19 protein-coding genes are annotated in these 20732 nt (G+C 74.4%); 11 read left to right on the forward strand and 8 right to left on the reverse strand.

Annotated elements, in window-relative coordinates:
- Positions 1-94 precede the first annotated feature (94 nt).
- On the forward strand, positions 95-2098 hold the full coding sequence (locus N6H00_RS05695) for a heavy metal translocating P-type ATPase (protein ID WP_329618507.1): 2004 nt from the start codon (positions 95-97) through the stop codon (positions 2096-2098).
- Between the two features lie 130 nt (positions 2099-2228).
- Positions 2229-2588, forward strand: a complete 360-nt coding sequence (locus N6H00_RS05700) for an ArsR/SmtB family transcription factor (protein WP_268970463.1) — start codon at positions 2229-2231, stop codon at positions 2586-2588.
- A gap of 41 nt (positions 2589-2629) precedes the next feature.
- Here the strand turns inward: N6H00_RS05700 and N6H00_RS05705 are convergent, their stop codons facing one another.
- The gene (locus N6H00_RS05705; protein WP_268970464.1) at positions 2630-3640 is read right to left on the reverse strand and encodes a cation diffusion facilitator family transporter; all 1011 of its coding nucleotides are present in this window, start codon (positions 3638-3640) and stop codon (positions 2630-2632) included.
- Between the two features lie 102 nt (positions 3641-3742).
- On the reverse strand, positions 3743-4594 hold the full coding sequence (locus N6H00_RS05710) for a helix-turn-helix transcriptional regulator (RefSeq protein WP_268970465.1): 852 nt from the start codon (positions 4592-4594) through the stop codon (positions 3743-3745).
- A gap of 85 nt (positions 4595-4679) precedes the next feature.
- Between N6H00_RS05710 and N6H00_RS05715 the strand changes: the two genes are divergently transcribed.
- Positions 4680-5483 (forward strand): SDR family NAD(P)-dependent oxidoreductase, encoded by an 804-nt coding sequence (locus tag N6H00_RS05715; protein ID WP_268970466.1) that lies wholly within the window; start codon positions 4680-4682, stop codon positions 5481-5483.
- 94 nt (positions 5484-5577) lie between these two features.
- Here the strand turns inward: N6H00_RS05715 and rpsR are convergent, their stop codons facing one another.
- Genes rpsR through rpmG form a run of 4 tightly spaced genes read right to left on the reverse strand, consistent with a single transcriptional unit; the run spans position 5578 to position 7460 of the window.
- Entirely contained in the window at positions 5578-5820 is a 243-nt protein-coding gene (gene rpsR, locus N6H00_RS05720) for a 30S ribosomal protein S18 (RefSeq protein WP_268970467.1), read from the reverse strand.
- A gap of 49 nt (positions 5821-5869) precedes the next feature.
- On the reverse strand, positions 5870-7036 hold the full coding sequence (locus N6H00_RS05725) for a GTP-binding protein (protein ID WP_268970468.1): 1167 nt from the start codon (positions 7034-7036) through the stop codon (positions 5870-5872).
- Positions 7033-7290 carry a type B 50S ribosomal protein L31 gene (locus N6H00_RS05730; protein ID WP_268970469.1) on the reverse strand — a complete coding sequence of 86 codons (258 nt, stop codon included), beginning with the start codon at positions 7288-7290 and terminating at the stop codon, positions 7033-7035. Before N6H00_RS05730 ends, N6H00_RS05725 begins: the two co-directional genes overlap by 4 nt.
- A gap of 5 nt (positions 7291-7295) precedes the next feature.
- Positions 7296-7460: a 50S ribosomal protein L33 gene (gene rpmG, locus N6H00_RS05735; RefSeq protein ID WP_268970470.1), complete on the reverse strand. Its 165-nt coding sequence runs from the start codon at positions 7458-7460 to the stop codon at positions 7296-7298.
- A gap of 94 nt (positions 7461-7554) precedes the next feature.
- Between rpmG and rpmB the strand changes: the two genes are divergently transcribed.
- Both rpmB and rpsN read left to right on the forward strand, forming a co-directional pair.
- Positions 7555-7791, forward strand: a complete 237-nt coding sequence (gene rpmB / locus N6H00_RS05740; RefSeq protein WP_268970471.1) for a 50S ribosomal protein L28 — start codon at positions 7555-7557, stop codon at positions 7789-7791.
- Positions 7791-8096, forward strand: coding sequence for a 30S ribosomal protein S14 (gene rpsN / locus N6H00_RS05745; protein ID WP_268970472.1), 306 nt, complete (start codon positions 7791-7793; stop codon positions 8094-8096). Before rpmB ends, rpsN begins: the two co-directional genes overlap by 1 nt.
- Before the next feature lie 428 nt (positions 8097-8524).
- On the opposite strand, the gene N6H00_RS05750 is transcribed toward rpsN, so the two are convergent.
- Positions 8525-9613 carry an enoyl-CoA hydratase/isomerase family protein gene (locus N6H00_RS05750; RefSeq protein ID WP_268970473.1) on the reverse strand — a complete coding sequence of 363 codons (1089 nt, stop codon included), beginning with the start codon at positions 9611-9613 and terminating at the stop codon, positions 8525-8527.
- A 200-nt stretch (positions 9614-9813) separates the two neighbouring features.
- Here N6H00_RS05750 and N6H00_RS05755 point away from each other — a divergent pair, with 200 nt between their 5' ends.
- The 4 genes from N6H00_RS05755 (at position 9814) to N6H00_RS05770 (ending at position 15459) form a co-directional block, all read left to right on the forward strand.
- The gene (locus N6H00_RS05755; protein WP_268970474.1) at positions 9814-11268 is read left to right on the forward strand and encodes a serine hydrolase domain-containing protein; all 1455 of its coding nucleotides are present in this window, start codon (positions 9814-9816) and stop codon (positions 11266-11268) included.
- Positions 11269-13029: 1761 nt separating this feature from the next.
- Positions 13030-13560, forward strand: a complete 531-nt coding sequence (locus tag N6H00_RS05760; protein WP_268970475.1) for a hypothetical protein — start codon at positions 13030-13032, stop codon at positions 13558-13560.
- Between the two features lie 42 nt (positions 13561-13602).
- Positions 13603-15129: an FAD-dependent oxidoreductase gene (locus N6H00_RS05765; RefSeq protein ID WP_268970476.1), complete on the forward strand. Its 1527-nt coding sequence runs from the start codon at positions 13603-13605 to the stop codon at positions 15127-15129.
- Positions 15130-15210: 81 nt separating this feature from the next.
- Positions 15211-15459, forward strand: a complete 249-nt coding sequence (locus tag N6H00_RS05770; RefSeq protein WP_268970477.1) for a DUF5133 domain-containing protein — start codon at positions 15211-15213, stop codon at positions 15457-15459.
- 38 nt (positions 15460-15497) lie between these two features.
- On the opposite strand, the gene N6H00_RS05775 is transcribed toward N6H00_RS05770, so the two are convergent.
- Complete coding sequence (locus tag N6H00_RS05775; RefSeq protein WP_268976849.1) at positions 15498-16418, reverse strand: DUF1396 domain-containing protein; 921 nt, start codon at positions 16416-16418, stop codon at positions 15498-15500.
- A gap of 394 nt (positions 16419-16812) precedes the next feature.
- Here N6H00_RS05775 and N6H00_RS05780 point away from each other — a divergent pair, with 394 nt between their 5' ends.
- Both N6H00_RS05780 and N6H00_RS05785 read left to right on the forward strand, forming a co-directional pair.
- The gene (locus N6H00_RS05780) at positions 16813-19275 is read left to right on the forward strand and encodes a SpoIIE family protein phosphatase (RefSeq protein WP_268970478.1); all 2463 of its coding nucleotides are present in this window, start codon (positions 16813-16815) and stop codon (positions 19273-19275) included.
- A 113-nt stretch (positions 19276-19388) separates the two neighbouring features.
- Positions 19389-20699, forward strand: a complete 1311-nt coding sequence (locus N6H00_RS05785) for a GAF domain-containing protein (protein WP_268970479.1) — start codon at positions 19389-19391, stop codon at positions 20697-20699.
- The last annotated feature ends 33 nt before the right edge of the window (positions 20700-20732 follow it).

Below are 20732 nucleotides of genomic sequence, written 5' to 3' on the forward strand. Positions count from 1 at the left end.
CCCGGCCGGCGCCTTACGTCCGACCAACGCCCCACGTCCGACCAACGCCCACGTCCGACCAACGTCCCACCGCTCGAGGAAGAGGTGTGCCCCGGTGTCCGCTGAGCTCATCGAGGACCGTCCCCGCGCCGACGCTCCACCACCCGCGCGGCCGCGCCGGACCCGCGTCCGCGATCTGCCCGAGGTGCGGTGGGCCGCGCTGGCCACCGCCGCGTTCCTGCCGGCCTTCCCGCTCGACCTGGCGGGCGCCCCGGCATGGCTGTGGGGCCCGCTCTACGCCGTCTGCTACGCCGCCGGGGGCTGGGAGCCGGGCTGGGCGGGACTGCGCGCCCTGCGGGAACGGACCCTCGACGTCGATCTGCTGATGGTCGTGGCCGCCATCGGGGCGGCGGCGATCGGGCAGTTCCTGGACGGCGCCCTGCTGATCGTCATCTTCGCGGTCTCGGGCGCGCTGGAGGCGTTCGCCACCCGGCGCACCGCCGACTCCGTGCGCGGGCTGCTGGACCTGGCACCCGACACCGCCGCCCGGATCACCCCCGACGGCGCCGAGGAGCGGGTGCCCGTCACCGCGCTGCGCGTCGGCGACACCGTGCTGGTCCGGCCCGGTGAGCGGCTGCCCGCCGACGGCACCGTGCGGGAGGGCATGAGCGACGTCCAGCAGGCCGGGATCACCGGCGAACCACTGCCGGTGGACAAGGGCCCCGGGGACGAGGTGTTCGCGGGCACGCTGAACGGGACGGGCGCGCTGCGCGTCACGGTGGAGCGGGACGCCTCCGAGTCGGTCATCGCCCGGATCGTGGCCATGGTCGAGGAGGCGAGCGAGAGCAAGGCCCCCGCCCAGCTGTTCATCGAACGGATCGAACAGCGCTATGCCATCGGTGTGGTGGCCGCCACGCTCGCGCTGTTCGCCATCCCCCTCGCCTTCGGCGCGGACCTCACCGAAACCCTGCTGCGGGCCATGACCTTCATGATCGTGGCATCGCCGTGCGCGGTGGTGCTCGCCACCATGCCGCCGCTGCTGTCCGCCATCGCCACCTGCGGACGCCACGGTGTGCTGGTGAAGTCCGCCGCCGCCATGGAGCGGCTGGGCGCCGTCACCCGGACGGCGCTGGACAAGACCGGAACGCTCACCGAGGCGTCGGCGCGGGTCCGCGACATCCAGGTGCTGCCCGGCGGTGACCTCGACGAGCACCAGGTGCTGGCCCTGGCCGCCGCGGCCGAGCGCCCCAGCGAACATCCACTGGCCCGCGCGGTGGTCACCGCCGCACAGGAGCGCGGTCTGCGCCTGGAGCCCGCCACGGACTTCACCTCGGCACCGGGGCGGGGCGTACAGGCGCGGGTCACGGGCCGCACCGTCCAGGTGAGCAGCCCGGCCGCGCTGCCGGCCGGCTCGGGGGCGCCGCTGGAGGACCCCGACGACCCGGTCCGTACGGCCGTCGCGGAGGTGGAGAACACCGGCGCCACCGCCGTCGCCGTACTCATCGACGGCCGCCCCGCCGCCGTCCTCGCCATCGCCGCTCCGCTGCGCGCCGGGGCCGCCGAAGCGGTGGCCGCGCTGGGCCGGCTCACCGGCACCCCGCCGGTGTTGCTGACCGGCGACAACAAGCGCGCCGCCGCCCGGCTGGGCGAGGAGGTCGGCATCACCGACGTACGGGCCGGGCTGCTGCCACCGGACAAGGTGGCCACCGTACGGGAGTGGGAGGACGCCGGGGAGCGGGTCCTGATGGTCGGCGACGGGGTCAACGACGCCCCGGCACTCGCGGCCGCGCACAGCGGTGTCGCCATGGGCCGGGCGGGTTCCGCCCTGACGCTGGAGACCGCCGACGCCGTGGTCGTCCGCGATGAACTGGCCGCCGTGCCCTCGGTCGTCGCCCTGTCCCGGCGGGCCCGCCGTCTGGTCACGCAGAACCTGGTCATCGCCTGTGTGTGCATCGGCGCGCTGGTGGTGTGGGATCTGCTCGGCCATCTGCCGCTGCCACTCGGGGTGGCGGGCCACGAGGGCTCCACGGTCCTGGTGGGCCTCAACGGTCTGCGGCTGCTGCGCACCTCCGCCTGGCCGGGCGCCACGGGGACCGATCACCAGGCCGCGGGGAGCTGAGCAGCGTCCGGGCCGGGCGGCAGACCCCCTCGACCCGCCGCCACGAGGACCGATCACCAGACCACAGGGAGCCAAGCAGCGTCCGGGCCGGGCGGCAGACCCCCTCGACCCGCCGCTCTACGATGGGCACATGCCGGTCAGCGAACCCTCCTCATCTGCGACCCGGTCGCATACGCATCCCAGCGGCGCGGCGCAGTTCGCCACGGCCGCCCATGTCTTCTCGCTGCTCTCCGACCCGACCCGGCTGCATCTGGTGTGGTCCCTCGCCCGGGGCGAGGCCGATGTCAACACCCTCACCGAGGCCAGCGGGGCGGCCCGCCCGGCAGTGAGCCAGCACCTGGCCAAGCTCCGGCTGGCCGGGCTGGTCCAGGTGCGCAAGGACGGCCGCCGCTCGGTGTACTCGCTCCACGACGGCCATCTGCGCCGGCTGGTCATCGAGGCCGTCAACCACGCGGATCACACGGTCACCGGGGCCCCGCCGCACGACTGAGCGTCACGCCACGGGCCCGCGGCCACGCCCTCCGGAACGTCTCACCCGGTGTGGTGGGCCAGCAGGCGGTGGGGGTCCGCCGCGCCCGGCGCCGGGGCCGGATCGGTGTGCACCAGGGCGGCGGTGAGCCGGGGCACCGCGTGCAGCAGGGCGTGTTCGACCCCGACCGCCACCTCGTGCGCCGCCCGCAGATCCAGGCCGCCGTCCACCTCGACCGTGACCTCGGCACGCAGCCGGTGGCCGATCCAGCGCATCCGCAGTTCGGTCACGCCCAGCACCCCGGGGACCTCGCGCAGCGCGGCCTCGCCCGTGTCGATCAGCGCCGGGTCGACGGAGTCCATCAGCCGCCGGAACACCTCACGGGCCGCGTCCCCCAGGACGAGCAGGATCGCGGCGGTGATGACCAGACCAACAACCGGATCGGCCCACTGCCGGCCGAGCGCCACGCCGCCCGCGCCCAGCAGCACGGCCAGGGAGGTGAAGCCGTCGGTGCGGGCGTGCAGTCCGTCGGCGACCAGGGCCGCCGAGCCGATCCGGCGCCCGACCCGGATGCGATGGCGCGCCACCCATTCGTTGCCGAGGAAACCGACGACCGCGGCGACCGCGACGACGCCCGGATGGGAGAGGTCGCGCGGGTGCAGCAGCCGATCCACGGCCTCGTAGGCGGCCAGGGCCGCCGAGGCGGCGATGGTGAGCACGATGACGATCCCGGCCAGGTCCTCGGCGCGGCCGTAGCCGTAGGTGAACCGGCGGTTCGCCGCCCGGCGGCCCAGGACGAACGCCACTCCGAGCGGCAGCGCGGTCAGCGCGTCGGCGGCGTTGTGCACGGTGTCGCCCAGCAGCGCCACCGAGCCGGACACCACGACGACCACGGCCTGGAGGACCGCGGTGGCGCCCAGGACGGCGAGGGAGAGCCACAGGGCGCGCATGCCCTCGGCCGACGACTCCAGCGCGGAGTCGACCTTCTCGGCCGACTCGTGCGCATGCGGTTTCAGCAGATGCGCCAGCTGGTGCCGCCGGTGGGACCGGCCTCCGTGACGGTGGGAGTCCATACGGCCATTATGTGCATACGAGTGCACGCATGCACCAGTCGGTTCGCGGAAGGCTTTCGGGGACCGCACCAGCGGCCACCCGAAGGCCGGCCGGGGACCCCGTCACCGCGGAAAACCAGCGGCCTCGGCGCCGAGTACGTTCAAAAGGGCCAGCGACTCGGCGCCAGGGGACCCTGGCGGCGCACTGTAGAGCACCAGGTGCTGGTCGCGGTCGGTGAGGGCGAGCGCATCGCAGTCGACGGTGATCTCCCCGACGACCGGGTGCCGGAAGGTCTTCGTGAGCATCTGCGCGGCCTGCACGTCATGCCGCTCCCAGAGCCGGGCGAACTCGGGGCTGCCATCGCGGAGTTCGTCGACGAGTCCGGTCACCGCGGGGTCGGACGGATAACGGGCGAGGGTGGCCCGGAGCTGGCCGACGACGCTCAGCCGGAACTCCGCGGCGTCGGAGATTCCGTAGAGCGTGGCATCGGCGCGCGCCGATGCGAGAAACGCCCGGCGGGCGAGGTTGCGGTCCTCGGGGGTGAGGAGGGCGAAGTCCTCCAGGAGCGCGGCCGCGAGGTCGTTCCAGGCGAGCACATCGAACGCGGCGGACACCACGAAACCGGCCGTCTGCGGCAACCGCTCGAGAAGCGCGAGGATGCTCGGGCGGACGTCGCGCCGGTGCAGTCCGGTGCGGTTCGGCGCGGTGCCCGCGAGGAGGTGGAGGTGATCGGACTCGGCGTCCGTGAGCCGCAGCGCACCCGCGATCCCGGCGAGGACCTCACCCGACGGTCGCGGCGCCCTGCCCTGCTCGAGCCGGACGTAGTACTCCGTGGAGATGTGCGCGAGGACCGCCACTTCCTCGCGGCGCAGACCTGGTGTGCGGCGCCGCGGGCCGGCGGGAAGGCCGACGTCCTGCGGGCGCAGCCGCTCGCGGCGGCTGCGGAGGAATGCCCCGAGCTCCTGTTTGTCCATGCGCCCAGTGTGCGCGCCGCCCGGCGGCGGATCCTGGTACTGCCTGTGCCTGTATCCGGCCGGCAGCCGGCCGAACGCTGTTGCCATGACGAACACCACGAACACCACGAACACCACCGACGGCGCCCCCGTCGGCCTGCTCACCGGCAAGGTCGTCTTCATCACCGGCGCCAGCCGCGGCATCGGGGCGGCCGCGGCCCGGCTCTTCGCCGCCGAGGGCGCCTCTGTCGTGCTCGCCGCCCGCGGCACCGACGCCCTCGACCGCATCGTGAAGGAGATCCGCGCCGACGGCGGCACCGCCGACGCCGTCACCCTGGACCTCGCCGACCCCGCGAGCATCCGCACCGCTGTCGACCACGTCGAAAAGCTCCACGGACGGCTCGACGGCGCCTTCAACAACGGCGCGGTCCCCCAGCGACAGTTCGGCCCTGTCGAGACCACCAGCGAGGAGGACATCGACGAGCAGTTCGCCGTGAACTTCCGTTCGCACTGGACCGCCATGAACGCCGAGGCCGCGCTCATGCGGCGGGGCGGCGGCGGGGCGATCGTCAACACCTCGAGCATCGGCAGCCGCCGCGCGAACCCCGCCCTGCCCGCCTACGGCGCCATGAAGCGTGCGCTCAACAGCCTTACCGAGACCGCCGCGGTGAACTGGGCCGGTGACCGTATCCGGGTCAACGGCATCACCCCCGGAGGCACCGCCACGGAGATGATCGACACCTGGGAGGCGGCGACTCCCGGCGTCGTCGAGCAGATGACCGCGACGATCCCGCTCGGCCGGATGGCCGAGCCCCGGCAGATCGCCGAGGCGGCCGCATGGCTGCTCAGCGACCGCGCCTCGTACGTGACCGGCGCGATCCTGCCGGTCGACGGCGGCGCCGGCGCCTGAACCACCGGGCCGACGAGTCGGCGAGCCGACGGGTCGGCGGGCCGGCGGGCCGGCGGGTCGGTGGGTCGGTGGGTCGGTGGGTCGATGTGAGGGGTCAGCGCGATCCGTAGGGCAGCAGCGCCATCTCCCGCGCGTTCTTGATGGCACGGGCGAGCAGGCGCTGCTGCCGGCGGCTCACCCGGGTCACCCGGCGGCTGCGTATCTTGCCGCGGTCGGAGATGAACTTCCGCAGCAGTTCGGTGTCCTTGTAATCGATGTAGGTGATACCCGCCTTGTCCAGCGGGTTGACACGGTCGCGCCGGGCATCCCGGCGGGTGGGGTGGGGGCGTCGGGACATCATCGGGTCCTCGTCTGTTCGTGCGGTGCGTACGGTGTCCGGGCCCGGGTCAGGACACCGGGTCCAGCAGTTCGTCGAAGGCGTGCGGCAGCCGGCTCCAGGCGTCCGGCCCGGCCGCGTACTCGGCGTCGGTCAGCAGACAGGAGTCGAGCAGGGCCAGCAGCCCGTCCCGGTCCAGGCCGGGCGAGGTGAAGGTGAGGTGCTGACAGCGGTCGCCGTGGTCGGGATGCCAGTCCAGCGCGGCGGCGACCCGCCGTTCGGCCGGCACCATCTCCCAGGCCGCGTCCGGCAGCGCGGCCAGCCACGGACCGGCCGACTCCACGCACAGGGCCCCGCCCGCCGCGTCCCACGACAGCAGGGTGTCGCCCCGGTCGGCCAGCCAGAAGCGGCCCCGGCTGCGGGCCGCCGCGCAGGTCAGGTCCTCCAGCGCCGCGTAGAGCCGCTGCGGGTGGAAGGGCCGCTCACGCCGCCAGACCACGGTGGCCACCCCGTGCGCGTCGCCCTCCTGCGGCAGCAGCGCACAGGCCGGGTGCTGGCGGGCGGCCGCCGCCGCGATGTCGAAGCCCTGGAGCAGGGCGGGCCCCAGGACCCCCTCGCCGAGCCGCACCTGGCGGGCGCCCGGGGTGAGCTGGGTGAGCAGCGCGTGGTCACCGTCGTCGGCGGCCTCCTCACCCGTGGGGTCCTCGGCGACGGCGATCAGCGTGGGGTACTCCAGCTGCCGGGCGAAGGTGTCGGCGATGGTGCGCTGATCGGTCGGGGCGGCGGCGAGACCCACCTCGGCCAGGTCGTCGCCGTTCGCGAGGTACGGCACCATCAGGGCCGGATCGATCGCGGTGGCCACTCCGGTCAGCTCCAGCGGGGCGCCCTCGGCCGCGATGACGGCCGCCATGGCCTGGGGTTCGACCGAGTCCCACAGTTCGACCACGGCGAGCCGGTGTCCGCCGCCGGTGGCCAGACGCAGCAGTTCGGGGACCATGTCCTCGCGCAGCGCACAGCACGCGCAGTCGTTCACCAGCGGCGCCTCGCCAGTGCCGAGCGTCCCGGAGGCGTCGCGCACGGTGCGGCGCACGGCCCGGTCGGTGGCGGCGGAGAGATCGTGGTGCAGGGCCACCGAGCCGGGCACGGTACGCAGGATCTCCTCGACGGCGGCGCGGCGGGCATCCGCGTGCAGCCCGCCCACCACCGCGACGGGCAGCCGGGTCTCGTCCGCGTTCACCGGCCCCTCCGTCCGCGCCCGTAGCGCCGCTCGAACCGCTCGACGCGTCCGGCGGTGTCCAGGACCCGCTGGGTGCCGGTGTAGAAGGGGTGGCTCGCCGCGGAGATCTCGACGTCGATGACCGGATAGGTGTTGCCGTCCTCCCATTCGACGGTCTTGTCACTGGTGGCGGTGGAGCGGGTGAGGAAGGCGAAGTCGGCGGACCGGTCGCGGAAGACGACGGGCCGGTACTCGGGGTGGATGCCGGGCTTCATGGCGGTCAGCGCTCCTCGCGGAAGTCGACGTGGCAGCCGACGACCGGGTCGTACTTGCGCAGGGTCATCCGGTCCGGGTCGTTCCGCCGGTTCTTGCGGGTCACGTACGTGTAGCCGGTGCCCGCGGTGGACCTCAGCTTGATGATCGGACGTAGTTCGTTGCGTGCCATGAGCCACAGCATACAGGGAAGTGGTTTTCATTTTCATCTAGCTGCTACGCTGCCGCGACATCCGCACCACACACCACCACCGAACGGAGGAAGAATGTCCGCCCACTGCCAACTCACCGGCCGGCAGCCCGGCTTCGGCCACCACGTCTCCCACTCCCACCGCCGCACCAAGCGCCGGTTCGACCCCAACATCCAGCGCAAGCGCTACTGGCTGCCCAGCGAGGGCCGCCATGTCCGGCTCACCCTCAGCGCCAAGGCCGTCAAGACGGTCGACCTGATCGGCATCGAGGCCGCCGTGGCCCGCATCCGCGCCCGGGGAGGGAAGGTCTGATGGCGAAGAAAAGCAAGATCGCCAAGAATGAGCAGCGGCGGGCCATCGTCGCCCGCTACGCCGCGCGCCGCGCCGAGTTGAAGGCGGTCATCGCCGACCCCCGGGCCTCGGCGGCCGAACGGCTCGAAGCGCAGCGGGAACTGCGCCGCCAGCCCCGCGACGCCAGCGCCACCCGGGTACGCAACCGCGACGCCATCGACGGCCGCCCCCGCGGCCATCTGCGCGCCTTCGGCCTGTCCCGGATCCGGCTGCGCGAGATGGCACACGCGGGCGAACTCCCCGGGGTGACCAAGAGCAGCTGGTAAACCCCGGTTGGGCCCGGGGGCGCTTAGTTGCGGCGGGCTGCTTGGTTGGGGTGGGGTCGCTTGGTTGCGGCGGGCCGCTTGGTTGCGGCGGGCCGCTTGGTTGGGGTGGGTCGCTTGGTTGGGGTGGGTCGCTTGGTTGGGGTGGGTCGCTTGGTTGGGGTGGGCTACTTAGCCGTGGCGGGCTATCCGCCGCTGTGGGTCACCTCGCCGTGGCGGGCTGCTTGGTTACGGCGGGTTGCCTGGTTGCGGTCGGCTGCTTCGCGCTGCGGCGGGTTGCTTGGTTACGGTCGGCTGCTTCGCCGCGACGGGCCGCCCGCCGCGGTGGGCTACTTCGCCACGGTGGGGCGCTTGGCACACTATTTCGGCGTCCGCACCGACGACGGTTCCCCCGCCGTGGCCGGGCGGGGTATCCGGCTGCCGGGCCTCCGCTACGAGGCGTCGGCGATGCGGAGTTCCCCGTCCCGGGGTGGTGCGAAGAAGCGGGCCACCTCGGCGTCGGTGACCTCGGCGAGATCGGCCGGGGACCAGCGGGGGCTGCGGTCCTTGTCGATCACCTGGGCACGGATGCCTTCGACGAAGTCCGGGCAGGACAGGGCCGCGCAGGAGACGCGGTACTCCTGTTCCAGCACCCGCTCCAGCGAGCCGAGCGCCCGCGCCCGGCGGACGGCTTCCAGGGTGACCTTCAGCGCCGTGGGCGACTTGGCGAGGAGGGTCTCGGCGGTCTCCTTGGCGGCCGGTTCTCCGACGGCCATCAGGCGGTCCACGATCTCCTCGACGGTGTCCGCGGCATAGCAGTGGTCGATCCACTCCCGGTGGCCGTCCAGGGTCCCGGTCGGCGCTTCGACGGCGTACCGGGGCAGGACGTCCGCCACCGGCTCCGCGGCCAGGTCCCGGGCGAGCGCGGGCAGCAGCGAGGAGGGGACGACGTGGTCGGCCAGCCCGCAGCGCAGGGCGTCGGCGGCGCCCACCGACGCGCCGGTGAGCGCCAGGTGCGTGCCCAGTTCGCCCGGTGCGCGGGACAGCAGGTGGGTGCCGCCGACGTCCGGTACGAAACCGATCGTGGTCTCGGGCATGGCCACCCGGGAGCGCTCGGTGACGATCCGCACGCCCCCGTGGGCCGAGACCCCCACGCCCCCGCCCATCACGATGCCGTCCATCAGGGCCACATACGGCTTGGGGTAGCGGGCGATCCGGGCGTTGAGCGCGTACTCGTCACGCCAGAACGCCCGGGAGGCCGCGCCGCCGCCCGAGGTCACATCCTGGTGGATCATGCGGATGTCGCCGCCCGCGCACAGCCCCCGCTCCCCCGCCCCGTCGATCACCACGGTCCGCACGGCCGGGTCCCGCTCCCAGGCGGTGAGGTACTCGGCGATCCGCGTCACCATCGGGTGGGTGAGGGCGTTGAGGGCGCGGGGCCGGTTGAGGGTGAGATATCCGGCGCGGCCCTCGGTGCGCGTCAGCACGGCGTCGTCATCGGTCGCGGGGACGGTCACGGGGTCGGTCACGGGGTCGGTCACTGGCGTTCGTTCCTTCCGGCGTTGGTGCGTTGGCGGATCTCTACCGATCCAGCACCGCCGATCCTCTCAACGCGCTTCCGGCCCGCGACAGCCGCCCGGATGCGCGCGGCGGCCGCCGCCGCGCGAGACCCTCTGGACACCCGCCGCCCCCGCCCGGAAGGGTTGGCGCAGTCCGCCACCGACCTCGGAGGACCCGCCTGATGACTCCCCATCCGCTGCCCACCAGTACGCCCGCCGCCGAGGGCGTGGACGCGCGAGGCGTCCACGCCTTCCTCGACGCCGTCGAGGGCGCGCCGGACATCGAACCGCACAGTCTGATGATCCTGCGCCACGGCAGGCTCATCGCCTCCGGCTGGTGGGCGCCGTACACCGCCGAGCGGCCGCATCTGCTGTACTCCCTCAGCAAGAGCTTCACCTCCACGGCCGCGGGGCTGGCCGCCGCCGAGGGGCTGCTGAACCTCGACGATCCCGTGGTCTCGTACTTCCCCGAGTTCGAGGCCGAGATCACCGACCCGGGCAGCCGCGCCATGCTCGTACGCCATGTCGCGGCCATGGCCAGCGGGCACACCGAGGAGACCCTTGAGCGGGCGTTCGGGGGCGACCCGGAGGAGCCGGTGCGGGGCTTTCTGCTGGTTCCACCGGATCGCGCGCCCGGCACCGTCTTCGCCTACAACCAGCCCGCCACGTACACCCTGGCCGCGATCGTCCAGCGGGTGACCGGGCAGTCGCTGACGGAATACCTGCGGCCGCGGCTGTTCGACCCGCTGGGCATCGGCGAGACGGCCTGGCTACAGGTGCCGGCCGGCCGTGACCTCGGCTTCAGCGGGCTGTTCGCCACCACCGACGCGATCGCCCGGCTGGGGCTGCTGTATCTGCGCGGCGGCGAGTGGGCGGGCGAGCGGCTGCTGCCGGCCTCCTGGGTCGCCGAGGCGACGCGGGTGCAGACCCCGACCGAGGGGGGCATGGGCGAGGGTACGGCGCCGGACTGGCGGCGGGGGTACGGGTTCCAGTTCTGGATGTCCGAGCACGGCTACCGGGGCGACGGGGCGTACGGGCAGTTCTGCGTGGTGCTGCCCGAGCACGACGTGGTGATCGCCACGACGGCGGACACGGTGCAGATGCAGGCCCTTCTGGACGCGATGTGGGAGCATCTGCTGCCCGCGTTCGGCGACGCGCCGCTCATCGGCCGCGAGGACGAGGACGCCGCGCTGGAGCGGCGGCTGTCCCGGCTCGCCCTCCCGCCTCTGGCGGCGAAGCCGGCGCCGCTCACCGACCCCGCCGCGTGGTCGGGCGCCGAGTTCGCCCCCGCGGGCGGTGCCTGCGCCGATCAGCCGACCCTGACGGGGGTCACGGTGGCCGAGGACGGCACCGGCGGGTGGAGCCTCGCGCTGGCCGAGGGGGCGTCCCGGCTGGAGGTGGGGTTCGACGGAGCGGGGTGGCGGACCGACACGGCGCCGGATGCGCCCGTCCCCACGGCGGTGAGCGGGGGCTGGACGGACCCGGACACGCTGACCGTGGACGTGGCGTTCCTGGAGACCCCGCACCACCTGGTGGTCACCTGCTCCCTCGCGGACCGCGCCTTCACCGCCCGGTGGCGCACGGTGCCGCTGCACAAGGGTCCCCTGCGCTCCCTGCGCGCACCGCGGCCGCACTGACCGGGCGGCCGCCCGGGGTTGCCCTGGGGGCGCGGTGGGTTGCGTGGGTGGGGGCGGGTGCGGGGTTGCCCTGGGGGCGCGGTCGGTTGCGTGGGTGGGGGCGGGTGCGGGGTTGCCCTGGGGTGCGCGGTCGGTTGTGTGGGTGGGTGCGGGTGCGGGGCCTCCGGGGCGGGGTTCTGGACCGTATATTTACGGCGCCGACGACAGTTGAACGTGGGGTGGGCCGGAGATTGGCGCCACAAATACACGTAAGCGTCCAGGACCCCGCCCCTCCGACCCCGCCCCCTCCCGTCTCGTCGGCGGCTCCCCGCCGGTGATCCCGGACACCTGCCCGGCCCCGGGTACGCCCGGCGGCACGGGTGCGGCCCCGTTCCCTCTTGCCTCGACGGCAACCGCGCCCGGTGGCACCTGACGCCTGCCCGGTGCCGGGCGGGGGTGGGCACCCGCCTCGTCGACGACCGCGCCCCGGCGGCCCCGGACACCTGCCCGGCCCCAGGTACGCCCGGCGGCACGGGCGCGGCCCCGTTCCCTCTTGCCTCGACGGCAACCGCGCCCGGTGGCACCTGACGCCTGCCCGGTGCCGGGCGGGGGTGGGCACCCGCCTCGTCGACGACCGCGCCCCGGCGGCCCCGGACACCTGCCCGGCCCCAGGTACGCCCGGCGGCACGGGTGCGGCCCCGTTCCCTCTTGCCTCGACGGCAGCCGCCCCCGGTGACACCTGACGCCTGCCCAGTGCCGGGCGGAGGTGGGCACACCCCGCCCCCTCCCGCCTCGTCGACAACCGCGCCCCGGCGGCCCCGGACACCTGCCCGGCCCCAGGTACGCCCGGCGGCACGGGCGCGGCCCCGTTCCCTCTTGCCTCGACGGCAACCGCGCCCGGTGGCACCTGACGCCTGCCCAGTGCCGGGCGGGGGTGGGCACCCGCCTCGTCGACGACCGCGCCCCGGCGGCCCCGGACACCTGCCCGGCCCCAGGTACGCCCGGCGGCACGGGTGCGGCCCCGTTCCCTCTTGCCTCGACGGCAGCCGCCCCCGGTGACACCTGACGCCTGCCCAGTGCCGGGCGAAGGTGGGCACCCGCCTCGTCGACAACCGCGCCCCGGCGGCCCCGGACACCTGCCCGGCCCCAGGTACGCCCGACGGCACGGGTGCGGCCCCGTTCCCTCTTGCCTCGACGGCAGCCGCCCCCGGTGGCACCTGACGCCTGCCCAGTGCCGGGCGAAGGTGGGCACCCGCCTCGTCGACAACCGCGCCCCGGCGGCCCCGGACACCTGCCCGGCCCCAGGTACGCCCGGCGGCACGGGTGCGGCCCCGTTCCCTCTTGCCTCGACGGCAACCGCGCCCGGTGGCACCTGACGCCTGCCCAGTGCCGGGCGGAGGTGGGCACACCCCGCCCCCTCCCGCCTCGTCGACAACCGCGCCCCGGCGGCCCCGGACACCTGCCCGGCCCCAGGTACGCCCGACGGCACGGGTGCGGCCCCGTTCCCTCTTGCCTCGACGGCAGCCGCCCCCGGTGGCACCTGACGCCTGCCCAGTGCCGGGCGAAGGTGGGCACCCGCCTCGTCGACAACCGCGCCCCGGCGGCCCCGGACACCTGCCCGGTGACAGGTACGCCCGGCGGCACGGGCGCCGGGCGGGGGTGGGCACGGTCCCGCGCACCCGTCTCGTCGGCGGCTCCCCGCCGGTGGCGCCGCTCTTGGTCGTGCGCGCGTGGGGTACTCGTGCGGGGTGTGACCGCGCTGCCCGCGTCGGGAGGACGACCATGGCTGTACCGGCCGCGACCCGCTCCGGCGGCATCCCCGAGCCGCCGTGGCTCGGGATCTACCTCAACGACCACCTGGCCGCCGCCACCGCCGGGCTGGTGCTGGCCCGGCGGATGACCCGTGGGCACCGGCGCTCGGCGTACGGCGGTGAGCTGGCGAGGCTCACCGCGCAGTTCGCCCAGGACCGCAGGTCACTGCTGTGGTGCATGGCATCGCTCGACATCCCCGTCCGGCGCGCCAAGGTCTACGCGGCGCGGGTGGCCGGGCGTGCCACCCGGCTGGCGCCGGGTGGTCGGCCACGGCGGCGTTCCGGGGTGAACACGCTGGTGGGGCTGGAGGCGCTGCGGATGGGGGTGGAGGGCAAGGCGCTGCTGTGGCGCTCGCTGCTCGCGGTGGCCGTCCATGACACCCGGCTGCGCACGGACCGGCTCGCCGATCTGCTGGAGCGGGCCGGGCGGCAGCTCACCGCCTTGGACTCGCTGCACGCGCGGGCCGCCTCGGCGCTGTTGTCCTCCCGGGCCCCGGGGTAGGTGTGCACGCTTCGGTGCGGCGTCGACGGGCACTCGGGGCCGATGAGTGAACTTCCTGGAGTGTTCGAGTCGTACTGGATGGGCACCGCGCCGCCCGGTGCCCCGCATCCGGCCCTGACCTCGGATGTGGAGGTCGATGTCGCGGTTGTCGGTGCCGGTGTCGCGGGGCTCGCCACCGCCTGGGAGCTGACCCGCGCCGGGTACCGCGTGGCCGTGCTGGAGGCCGGCCGGATCGCGGCGGGTGTCACCGGCCACACCACCGCCAAGCTCACGGCGCTGCATACGCTGGTCTACGACCGGCTGCGCCGCACCCGGGGCCCGGAGGGCGCCCGGTTGTACGCGCGGTCGCAGTCCGACGCCGTCGAGCGGGTGGCGGCTGTCACGGCCGAGCTCGGTATCGACTGCGAGCTGGAGCGGGTCCCGGCGTTCACCTATGTCGAGGACCCGGCGCGCACCGACGAGGTCCGTGCCGAGGCGGAGGCCGCCTGCGAGGCGGGGCTGCCGGCCTCGTACGTGACGGAGACCGGGCTGCCGTACCCGGTCGCGGGCGCGGTCCGGATCGAGGATCAGGCGCAGTTCCATCCGCGCGCATATCTCCTGGCGCTCGCCGAGGATCTGCGCGCCCGCGGCGGGCGGATCCATGAGCACACCCGCGCCACCGGTCTGGCGGAGGGCACCCCGTGCCGGGTCACCACGGAGAGCGGGGCGGTGGTGACGGCCGGGGACGTGGTGATCGCCACCCACTATCCGGTGTTCGACAGGGCGCTGCTGTTCGCCCGGCTCGCGACGCACCGCGAACTCGTGGTGGCCGCTCCCCTCCCCGCCGACCGGGACCCCCAGGGCACGTACATCACCCCGGAGCAGCACACCCGGTCGGTGCGCACCGCGCCGTACCGGGACGGGCGGCGGCTGCTGATCGTGACCGGGGAGTCCTTCAAGCCCGGCACCGGGGACACCCCGGAACGGTTCGAGCGGCTGGCCGCATGGGCCCGGGAGCGCTTCCCCGGCGTGGAGATCACCCACCGCTGGGCCGCCCAGGACAACGACCCCACCGACACCGTGCCGCTGGTCGGCCCCTTCCACCCCGGCGCCCGCCACACCTATGTGGCGACGGGCTTCGGCGGCTGGGGCCTGAGCGGCGGCATCATGGCGGGCCGGCTGCTCACCGCGCTGATCGGCGGTGAGCGGCCGCCGTGGGCCGGGCTGTACGACCCCCGGCGGCTGCGGACCGCGCTGCGCGAGGCCCCGGCGCTGATCAGCCATCAGGTCCAGGTCGGGCGGCATTTCATCGGCGACCGGCTCAGCACGGCGCGCGCCGGGACGGTCGACCGGATCGCGCCGGGCACCGGGGCCGTGGCCCGGCTGGACGGGCGGCACTGTGCCGTCTACCGGGACGAGGACGGCCAGGCGCACGCGGTCTCGGCCCGCTGCACCCATATGGGCTGCCTGGTCGCGTTCAACGCCGCCGAGCGGGCCTGGGAGTGCCCCTGTCACGGCTCCCGCTTCGGCACCGACGGCCGGGTGCTCCAGGGCCCGGCCAACCGGCCGCTGGAGCGGCGCGACATCTGATCCCGTCGGACAGCACATGGCCCCGGGCCATCCGGGTACACGCGCTGACGTCACCCCGCCGACTGAGAAAGGACCACTCCCGTGCTGATGGCCCACCCGGTCGTCCTTCAGAACCTCATCGAGCAGTACGAAACGCTCCGGATGCTGCACGCCGAGTCGGGCGGCACCGAGGTACGGCAGCGGATGGACGACCTCGCCTACACGCTGTGCGTCTCCACCGGGACACGGGATGTGGACGCCGCCCTCATCGCCGCCCGGCACCAGCTGCCCGGCGCCCGGGTGGAGGACGACTCGGCCCTCACGGCCGGGGCGGGCACACCGGGCGCCTGAGCCCGGTGTGCCGCCCACGGTGCGGGCGCCCGGCCGGGTCAGCCCTCGACGCCCTCCGTCAGCTCGGAGAGGTCCATGGTCTGGTCGGCCGGCGGCGCCTTCACGGTGACCGGCTCGTTGAGACCGGAGAAGGTCATGGTCATGTCGAGCGGGCCCTTGTCCCCCTTGCCGCGCATGCGGAACCGCTTGGTGTGGCCGTCCGGGTCGACCCACATGTCCATGGACATCCGGTCGATCCCCATCTCCTCGTACGCCTTGAGGCTCTTCTCGCGGCGCTCGCGGGTGGCCGCGTCCTCGCCCTTCAGGCTCTTGCGCATCTGGCTGAGGGTGATGGTGCCCCGGTAGTGCGTGGTGCGCACCCCGTCGATCGTCTCCTCGCCGACCCGCTTCACATCGTCGGCGCCGGAGAGGAAGGCCGAGTCGTCGGCCGGGTTCCGGTCCGCCTGGCGGGAGAGCGAACCGCCGCTCAGCGCGCCGGTCTGCTTCTCGTCCATGGCCGACATGTCGAACTTGAGCCAGCTCTTGCCGTCCAGCTCGCCGGCGGCCTCCTTGCCCCCGTTGAGGTACATCGCCCCGTCCAGCAGCCGGATCTCCACCGCCGCGTCGGCGCCCTGGCCGGCCGCGCGCATCTTCATGCTGACCGCGACCGGCTTGGTGCTCATCGCCGCCTCGCCCTCGATCCGCCCGTCCTCGGGGGTCGTTCCGGTCATCCGGTAGCGGAACGAGGTGAGCTTCTCGCTCTTCTTCGCGGCCGCCCGTACGGCCGCCGCCGGCGCCATCCGCACCTGCTCCGAGGACGTGTCCGCCGACTTGCCCGCCGTCTTGTCGTCCGACCCGGAGGACCCGCAGCCGACCGCGCCGCCGCAGAGCAGCACGCCGGCGAGGACGGCACCGGCCGCCCTGGTGCCCGCGCCGTGTCCCTTGCCGCGCCCCGCGCCATGTCTCTCATGTACGACCATGGCCATGAACCCCACCCCTTGCGGAACTTCTGTTCGTTTCTTGTGCTCCGGGACAGTACCAGCAGCCGGCGACAGTCACCCGCGGGCACCGGCCCGGAGGAGCCGGAGATCGCCGCGGGTTTCCCGTGGTCAAGGCGCTGGAGCGTAACTACAGTGGCGATCGGGCCGTGGGAACGGCGGACGTCGTCGTCCCGGCCGGACGGGCTGGTGTACGAGTTCCCGGTCGACTCCTGGCCGGCGGCTCCCCGACCGTAGTGCCGCGCACCGTGTGCCGACACCTCTCCCCGTCGGCATACTCGAAGACGCGGCCATTGGTTCACTCTCCGCCGAGGGCGCCGTGGTGGGGCGTCGCCCCGCTCTCGGCGGAAGTCCGGGGCAAGGGTGAGATGACGACATGACGCGACCGGACACCCCGTGGCACGAGCGGTCCGTCCGGTCGGGCGATCTCCTCGGCGAGGAGGCCACCGCCAGGGCCACGGTCGACGAGCACGGCATCGTCACGCGGTGGAACGAGGCTGCCCGTGGGCTGCTCGGTTACCGCCCCGCCGACATCGTGGGCAGGCCCGCGGCCGATCTGCTCCACGACGCCTCGCACGCCCGCGCCGAGGTGCGCAACGCGCTGCGCTCGGCCTCCCCGCCCAACCGGCTGAACGGCCGGGCCACCCTGCTGCGCCACGACGGCTCCACCCTGGACGTGCGGCTGCTGGCACACCGCCGCACCTCGGAGACCGGGGCCCCCGAGTGGCTGATCGTCTCCGCCCCGCCGTGCGCCGGACACCCCGCCGAGGAGGACGAGGAGCTGATGCGGCGCTCCTTCCTCCAGGCGCCGTGCACGATGGCGGTCTACGACGCCGGGCTGCGGCTGCGCTGGGCCAACCGCGACATGGAGCAGGTGATGGAGCTGACCCAGGAGGAGATGCGGGGCCTGCGGATCTCGGAGATCATGCCCGGTCCGGAGTCCGAGGTGGCCGAGCACGCGATCCGGCGGGTGCTGGAGACGGGTGACGAGCAGTTCCTGGAGCTGTCCACGGTCATGCCCGGCGACCCCCGCCTCTTCGCCTGGTCCACCGTCGTCTCGCCGCTGCGCGACCCCCGGGGGCGGGTGGCGGCCGTGGCGCTGACCGCCCTCGACACGACCGCCCAGCGGGCCGCCCGGCGGCGGCTGGCGCTGCTCAACGAGGCCAGCGTCCGCATCGGCAGCACCCTGGACATCGACCGGACCGCGCAGGAGCTGGCCGATGTGGCCGTCCCCGCGCTCGCCGACTTCGTGGCGGTCGATCTGCTGCCCGCGGTGCACGACGGCGGCGAACCGCGCCCCGGCCCGCAGGGCGGCCATGTGCTGCTGCGCCGGGTCGCCCGCCAGTCGATCTACGAGGGCTGCCCGGAAGCCGTGCTGCGGCCGGGGCAGCTGGCCTCCTACCCCGAATACTCCCCCGAAGCCGAGTGCCTGGTGGCCGAGCGGGGCCTGCTGCACAAGATCACCGATCCCGGCGTCGCCCGATGGGCCGACGAGGCACCGGAGCGGGCCGCCATGATCCGGCGGTTCGGATTCCACTCCGCGATGGCCGTTCCGCTGCGGGCCCGCGGCGCCACCCTCGGCGTGGCCAGCTTCTCCCGGCACCGCCGCCCCGAACCGTTCGAGCAGGACGATCTGCTGCTCGCCGAGGAGATGACGGCCAGGGCCGCCGTCTGCGTCGACAACGCCCGGCGGTACACCCGCGAGCGCCACACCGCGCTGGCCCTTCAGCGCAGTCTGCTGCCGCGCACCCTGCCCGAGAGCGCCGCGGTGGAGGTCGCCTCCAGCTATCTGCCGGCCGGCTACCGGTCCGGGGTGGGCGGCGACTGGTTCGACGTCATCCAGCTGTCGGGCGCGCGGGTCGCCCTGGTCGTCGGCGATGTGGTGGGCCATGGCGTCCAGGCGTCGGCCACCATGGGCCGGCTGCGGACCGCGGTGCGCACCCTCGCCGATGTCGATCTCGCCCCCGATGAGCTGCTCACCCATCTGGACGATCTGGTGAACCTGCTGTCCGGGGAGACGGAGAGCGGTGCGGACGGTCCGGGCGTGGCGGAGGAGGACGGCGGGGAGATCGGCGCGACCTGCCTGTACGCGGTCTACGACCCGGTCTCCCGCCGCTGCTCCCTGGCCCGCGCCGGGCATCCGCCGCCCGTACTGGTGACGCCGGACCACACCACCACCCTGCTCGACCTCCCCGGCGGACCGCCGCTGGGCCTGGGCAGCCTGCCGTTCGAGAGGGTCGACCTGGAACTGCCGGAGGGCAGCCTGCTGGCCCTCTACACCGACGGCCTGATCGAGTCCCACGACCGGGACATCGACCAGACGATCGGCACGCTGCGCACCACGCTCGCCCAGCCCGCGGACTCGCTGGACGGCCTCTGCCAGGCGGTGCTGGCCACACTGCTCCCCAGCCGCCCCACCGACGACGTCGCCCTGCTCCTGGCCCGCACCCGGGCCCTGGACGCGGACCGGGTGGCCACCTGGGAGCTGCCGTACGACCCGGCCGTGGTGGCCCGCGCCCGCCGGGACGCCGCCGAGCGGCTGGCCGCATGGGGTTTCGGAGAGGCCGCCTTCACCATGGAGCTGGTGGTCAGCGAGCTGGTCACCAACGCCATCCGGCACGCCACGCCGCCCATCGGGCTGCGGCTGATCCATGACCGGGCGGTGATCTGCGAGGTCTCCGACGGCAGCCGTACCGCACCGCATCTGCGCCGGGCCCGCGGCTTCGACGAGGGCGGCCGCGGACTGCTGCTGGTGGCCCAGCTGACCGAGAGCTGGGGCACCCGCCAGACCGAGACCGGCAAGACCATCTGGGCCGAGGTGGCCACGTCCGCCCTCTAGCCAGGGTCCGGACAGGGCCTGGACGGCTGCCAGGCGGCCGCTCCCCCGGGCCGGCTTCACTACAATCGCGGGACGACGAAGCCCGGTTCAGCAGAGGCTGAAGGCTGCCATCCATGCGTATCCAGCACCCACGCGACGCCGGTCCCCTGGCCGCGCTGAGCCCCGCCGAATCGGCCCGTCTCATGGCGGTGATCCGCGAGACGGCGCTGAGCCGGGGGCGGCTTCCGCTGCCCGCCCGCCCGGTGATCGGCGCGTCCTGGGACCGGATGCTGCGCCTGGGCCTCGACCCCGACCACGGCCGCGCCCCGCGGCCGCTGGGCCTGGACGAGCTGGAGCTGCGGAGGCGGCAGACCCGGCTGGCCGAGGTGCTGCCCACGCTGCACAGCGGGCTGCTGGAGGCCGCGGAGGCGGCCGGCCACATCATGATCATCGCCGATGCGGAGGGCCGCGTCCTGTGGATCGACGGCCATCGGGGCGTCCGCCGGCAGGCCGACGGCATCGCGCTCGTCGAGGGTTCGCACTGGGCCGAGGACGTCGCCGGGACCAGCGGCATCGGCACCGCGCTCGCCGTGCGATCCCCGGTACGGGTGCATTCGGCGGAGCACTTCGTGAGCGCCTTCCACACCTGGAGCTGTGCCGCCGCCCCCGTGCACGACGCACGGGACGGCCGGCTGCTGGGCGTCGTCGACATCAGCGGCCCGGCCGGGACCGCCCATCCGACGGTGCTCTCGCTGGTCACCGCGACCGCCCGGTGGGCCGAGGGTGAACTGCGGCTGGCCCACAGCCGGGAGCTGGAGGGCCTGCGGGCGGTCGCCGCGCCCCTCCTGGCACGAGTCCGTGGCAAGGCCGTCGTGGTCGACCGGCACGGCTGGGTCGCCGGGGTCACCGGGGTGACCCCGCGTGAGCGCCGGCTGCCGCTGCCCAAGGCGCCGTACGACGGGCCGGTGTGGCTGCCGGGGCTCGGCGCGTGCGCGGTGGAGCCGCTGCCCGGCGGCCATCTGCTGCGGGTGCTGGACGGCGAGACCCTCGAGGGGGGCGATCCGGCGGGCTGGGGCCATCTGCTGCTGGACCTGCGCCATCCGCACCGCTGGACCCTGACCTTCTCGGGGCCGTCGGGCACCTGGACGCATGAGCTCAGCGCCCGCCACGCGGAGGTGCTGCTGGTGCTCGCCGCGCACCCCGAGGGGCGCACGGCGGCGCAGCTGGCCCAGGACCTGTTCGGGGATGCGACGCGGACGGTGACCGTACGGGCCGCGGTGTCCCGGCTGCGCGGGCGCGTCGGGGCGGTGCTGGCGCACCGCCCCTACCGGATCGCCGAGAGCGTCCGCATCGACGTGGCGGCCCCGGACCGCCCCGCCGGACTGCTCCCGTTCAGCTCCGCCCCGGCCGTCGCCCGGCTGCGCGGCTCGCGCTCCCTCTTCTGAGGATCGGGGCGACGGTCTTTTGAGGCTCGGGGC

Source organism: Streptomyces sp. S465 (assembly GCF_026898115.1).
GTDB classification, from domain to species: Bacteria; Actinomycetota; Actinomycetes; order Streptomycetales; family Streptomycetaceae; genus Streptomyces; species Streptomyces luomodiensis.

Excerpts from the sequence above, each read along its gene's own strand:
- N6H00_RS05700 (WP_268970463.1), top strand. The coding sequence starts at position 2,229 with ATGCCGGTCAGCGAACCCTCCTCATCTGCGACCCGGTCGCATACGCAT.
- N6H00_RS05705 (WP_268970464.1), bottom strand. The coding sequence starts at position 3,640 with ATGGACTCCCACCGTCACGGAGGCCGGTCCCACCGGCGGCACCAGCTG.
- N6H00_RS05710 (WP_268970465.1), bottom strand. The coding sequence starts at position 4,594 with ATGGACAAACAGGAGCTCGGGGCATTCCTCCGCAGCCGCCGCGAGCGG.
- N6H00_RS05715 (WP_268970466.1), top strand. The coding sequence starts at position 4,680 with ATGACGAACACCACGAACACCACGAACACCACCGACGGCGCCCCCGTC.
- rpsR (WP_268970467.1), bottom strand. The coding sequence starts at position 5,820 with ATGTCCCGACGCCCCCACCCCACCCGCCGGGATGCCCGGCGCGACCGT.
- N6H00_RS05730 (WP_268970469.1), bottom strand. The coding sequence starts at position 7,290 with ATGAAGCCCGGCATCCACCCCGAGTACCGGCCCGTCGTCTTCCGCGAC.
- rpmG (WP_268970470.1), bottom strand. The coding sequence starts at position 7,460 with ATGGCACGCAACGAACTACGTCCGATCATCAAGCTGAGGTCCACCGCG.
- rpmB (WP_268970471.1), top strand. The coding sequence starts at position 7,555 with ATGTCCGCCCACTGCCAACTCACCGGCCGGCAGCCCGGCTTCGGCCAC.
- rpsN (WP_268970472.1), top strand. The coding sequence starts at position 7,791 with ATGGCGAAGAAAAGCAAGATCGCCAAGAATGAGCAGCGGCGGGCCATC.
- N6H00_RS05755 (WP_268970474.1), top strand. The coding sequence starts at position 9,814 with ATGACTCCCCATCCGCTGCCCACCAGTACGCCCGCCGCCGAGGGCGTG.
- N6H00_RS05760 (WP_268970475.1), top strand. The coding sequence starts at position 13,030 with ATGGCTGTACCGGCCGCGACCCGCTCCGGCGGCATCCCCGAGCCGCCG.
- N6H00_RS05765 (WP_268970476.1), top strand. The coding sequence starts at position 13,603 with ATGAGTGAACTTCCTGGAGTGTTCGAGTCGTACTGGATGGGCACCGCG.
- N6H00_RS05775 (WP_268976849.1), bottom strand. The coding sequence starts at position 16,418 with ATGGTCGTACATGAGAGACATGGCGCGGGGCGCGGCAAGGGACACGGC.
- N6H00_RS05780 (WP_268970478.1), top strand. The coding sequence starts at position 16,813 with ATGACGCGACCGGACACCCCGTGGCACGAGCGGTCCGTCCGGTCGGGC.
- N6H00_RS05785 (WP_268970479.1), top strand. The coding sequence starts at position 19,389 with ATGCGTATCCAGCACCCACGCGACGCCGGTCCCCTGGCCGCGCTGAGC.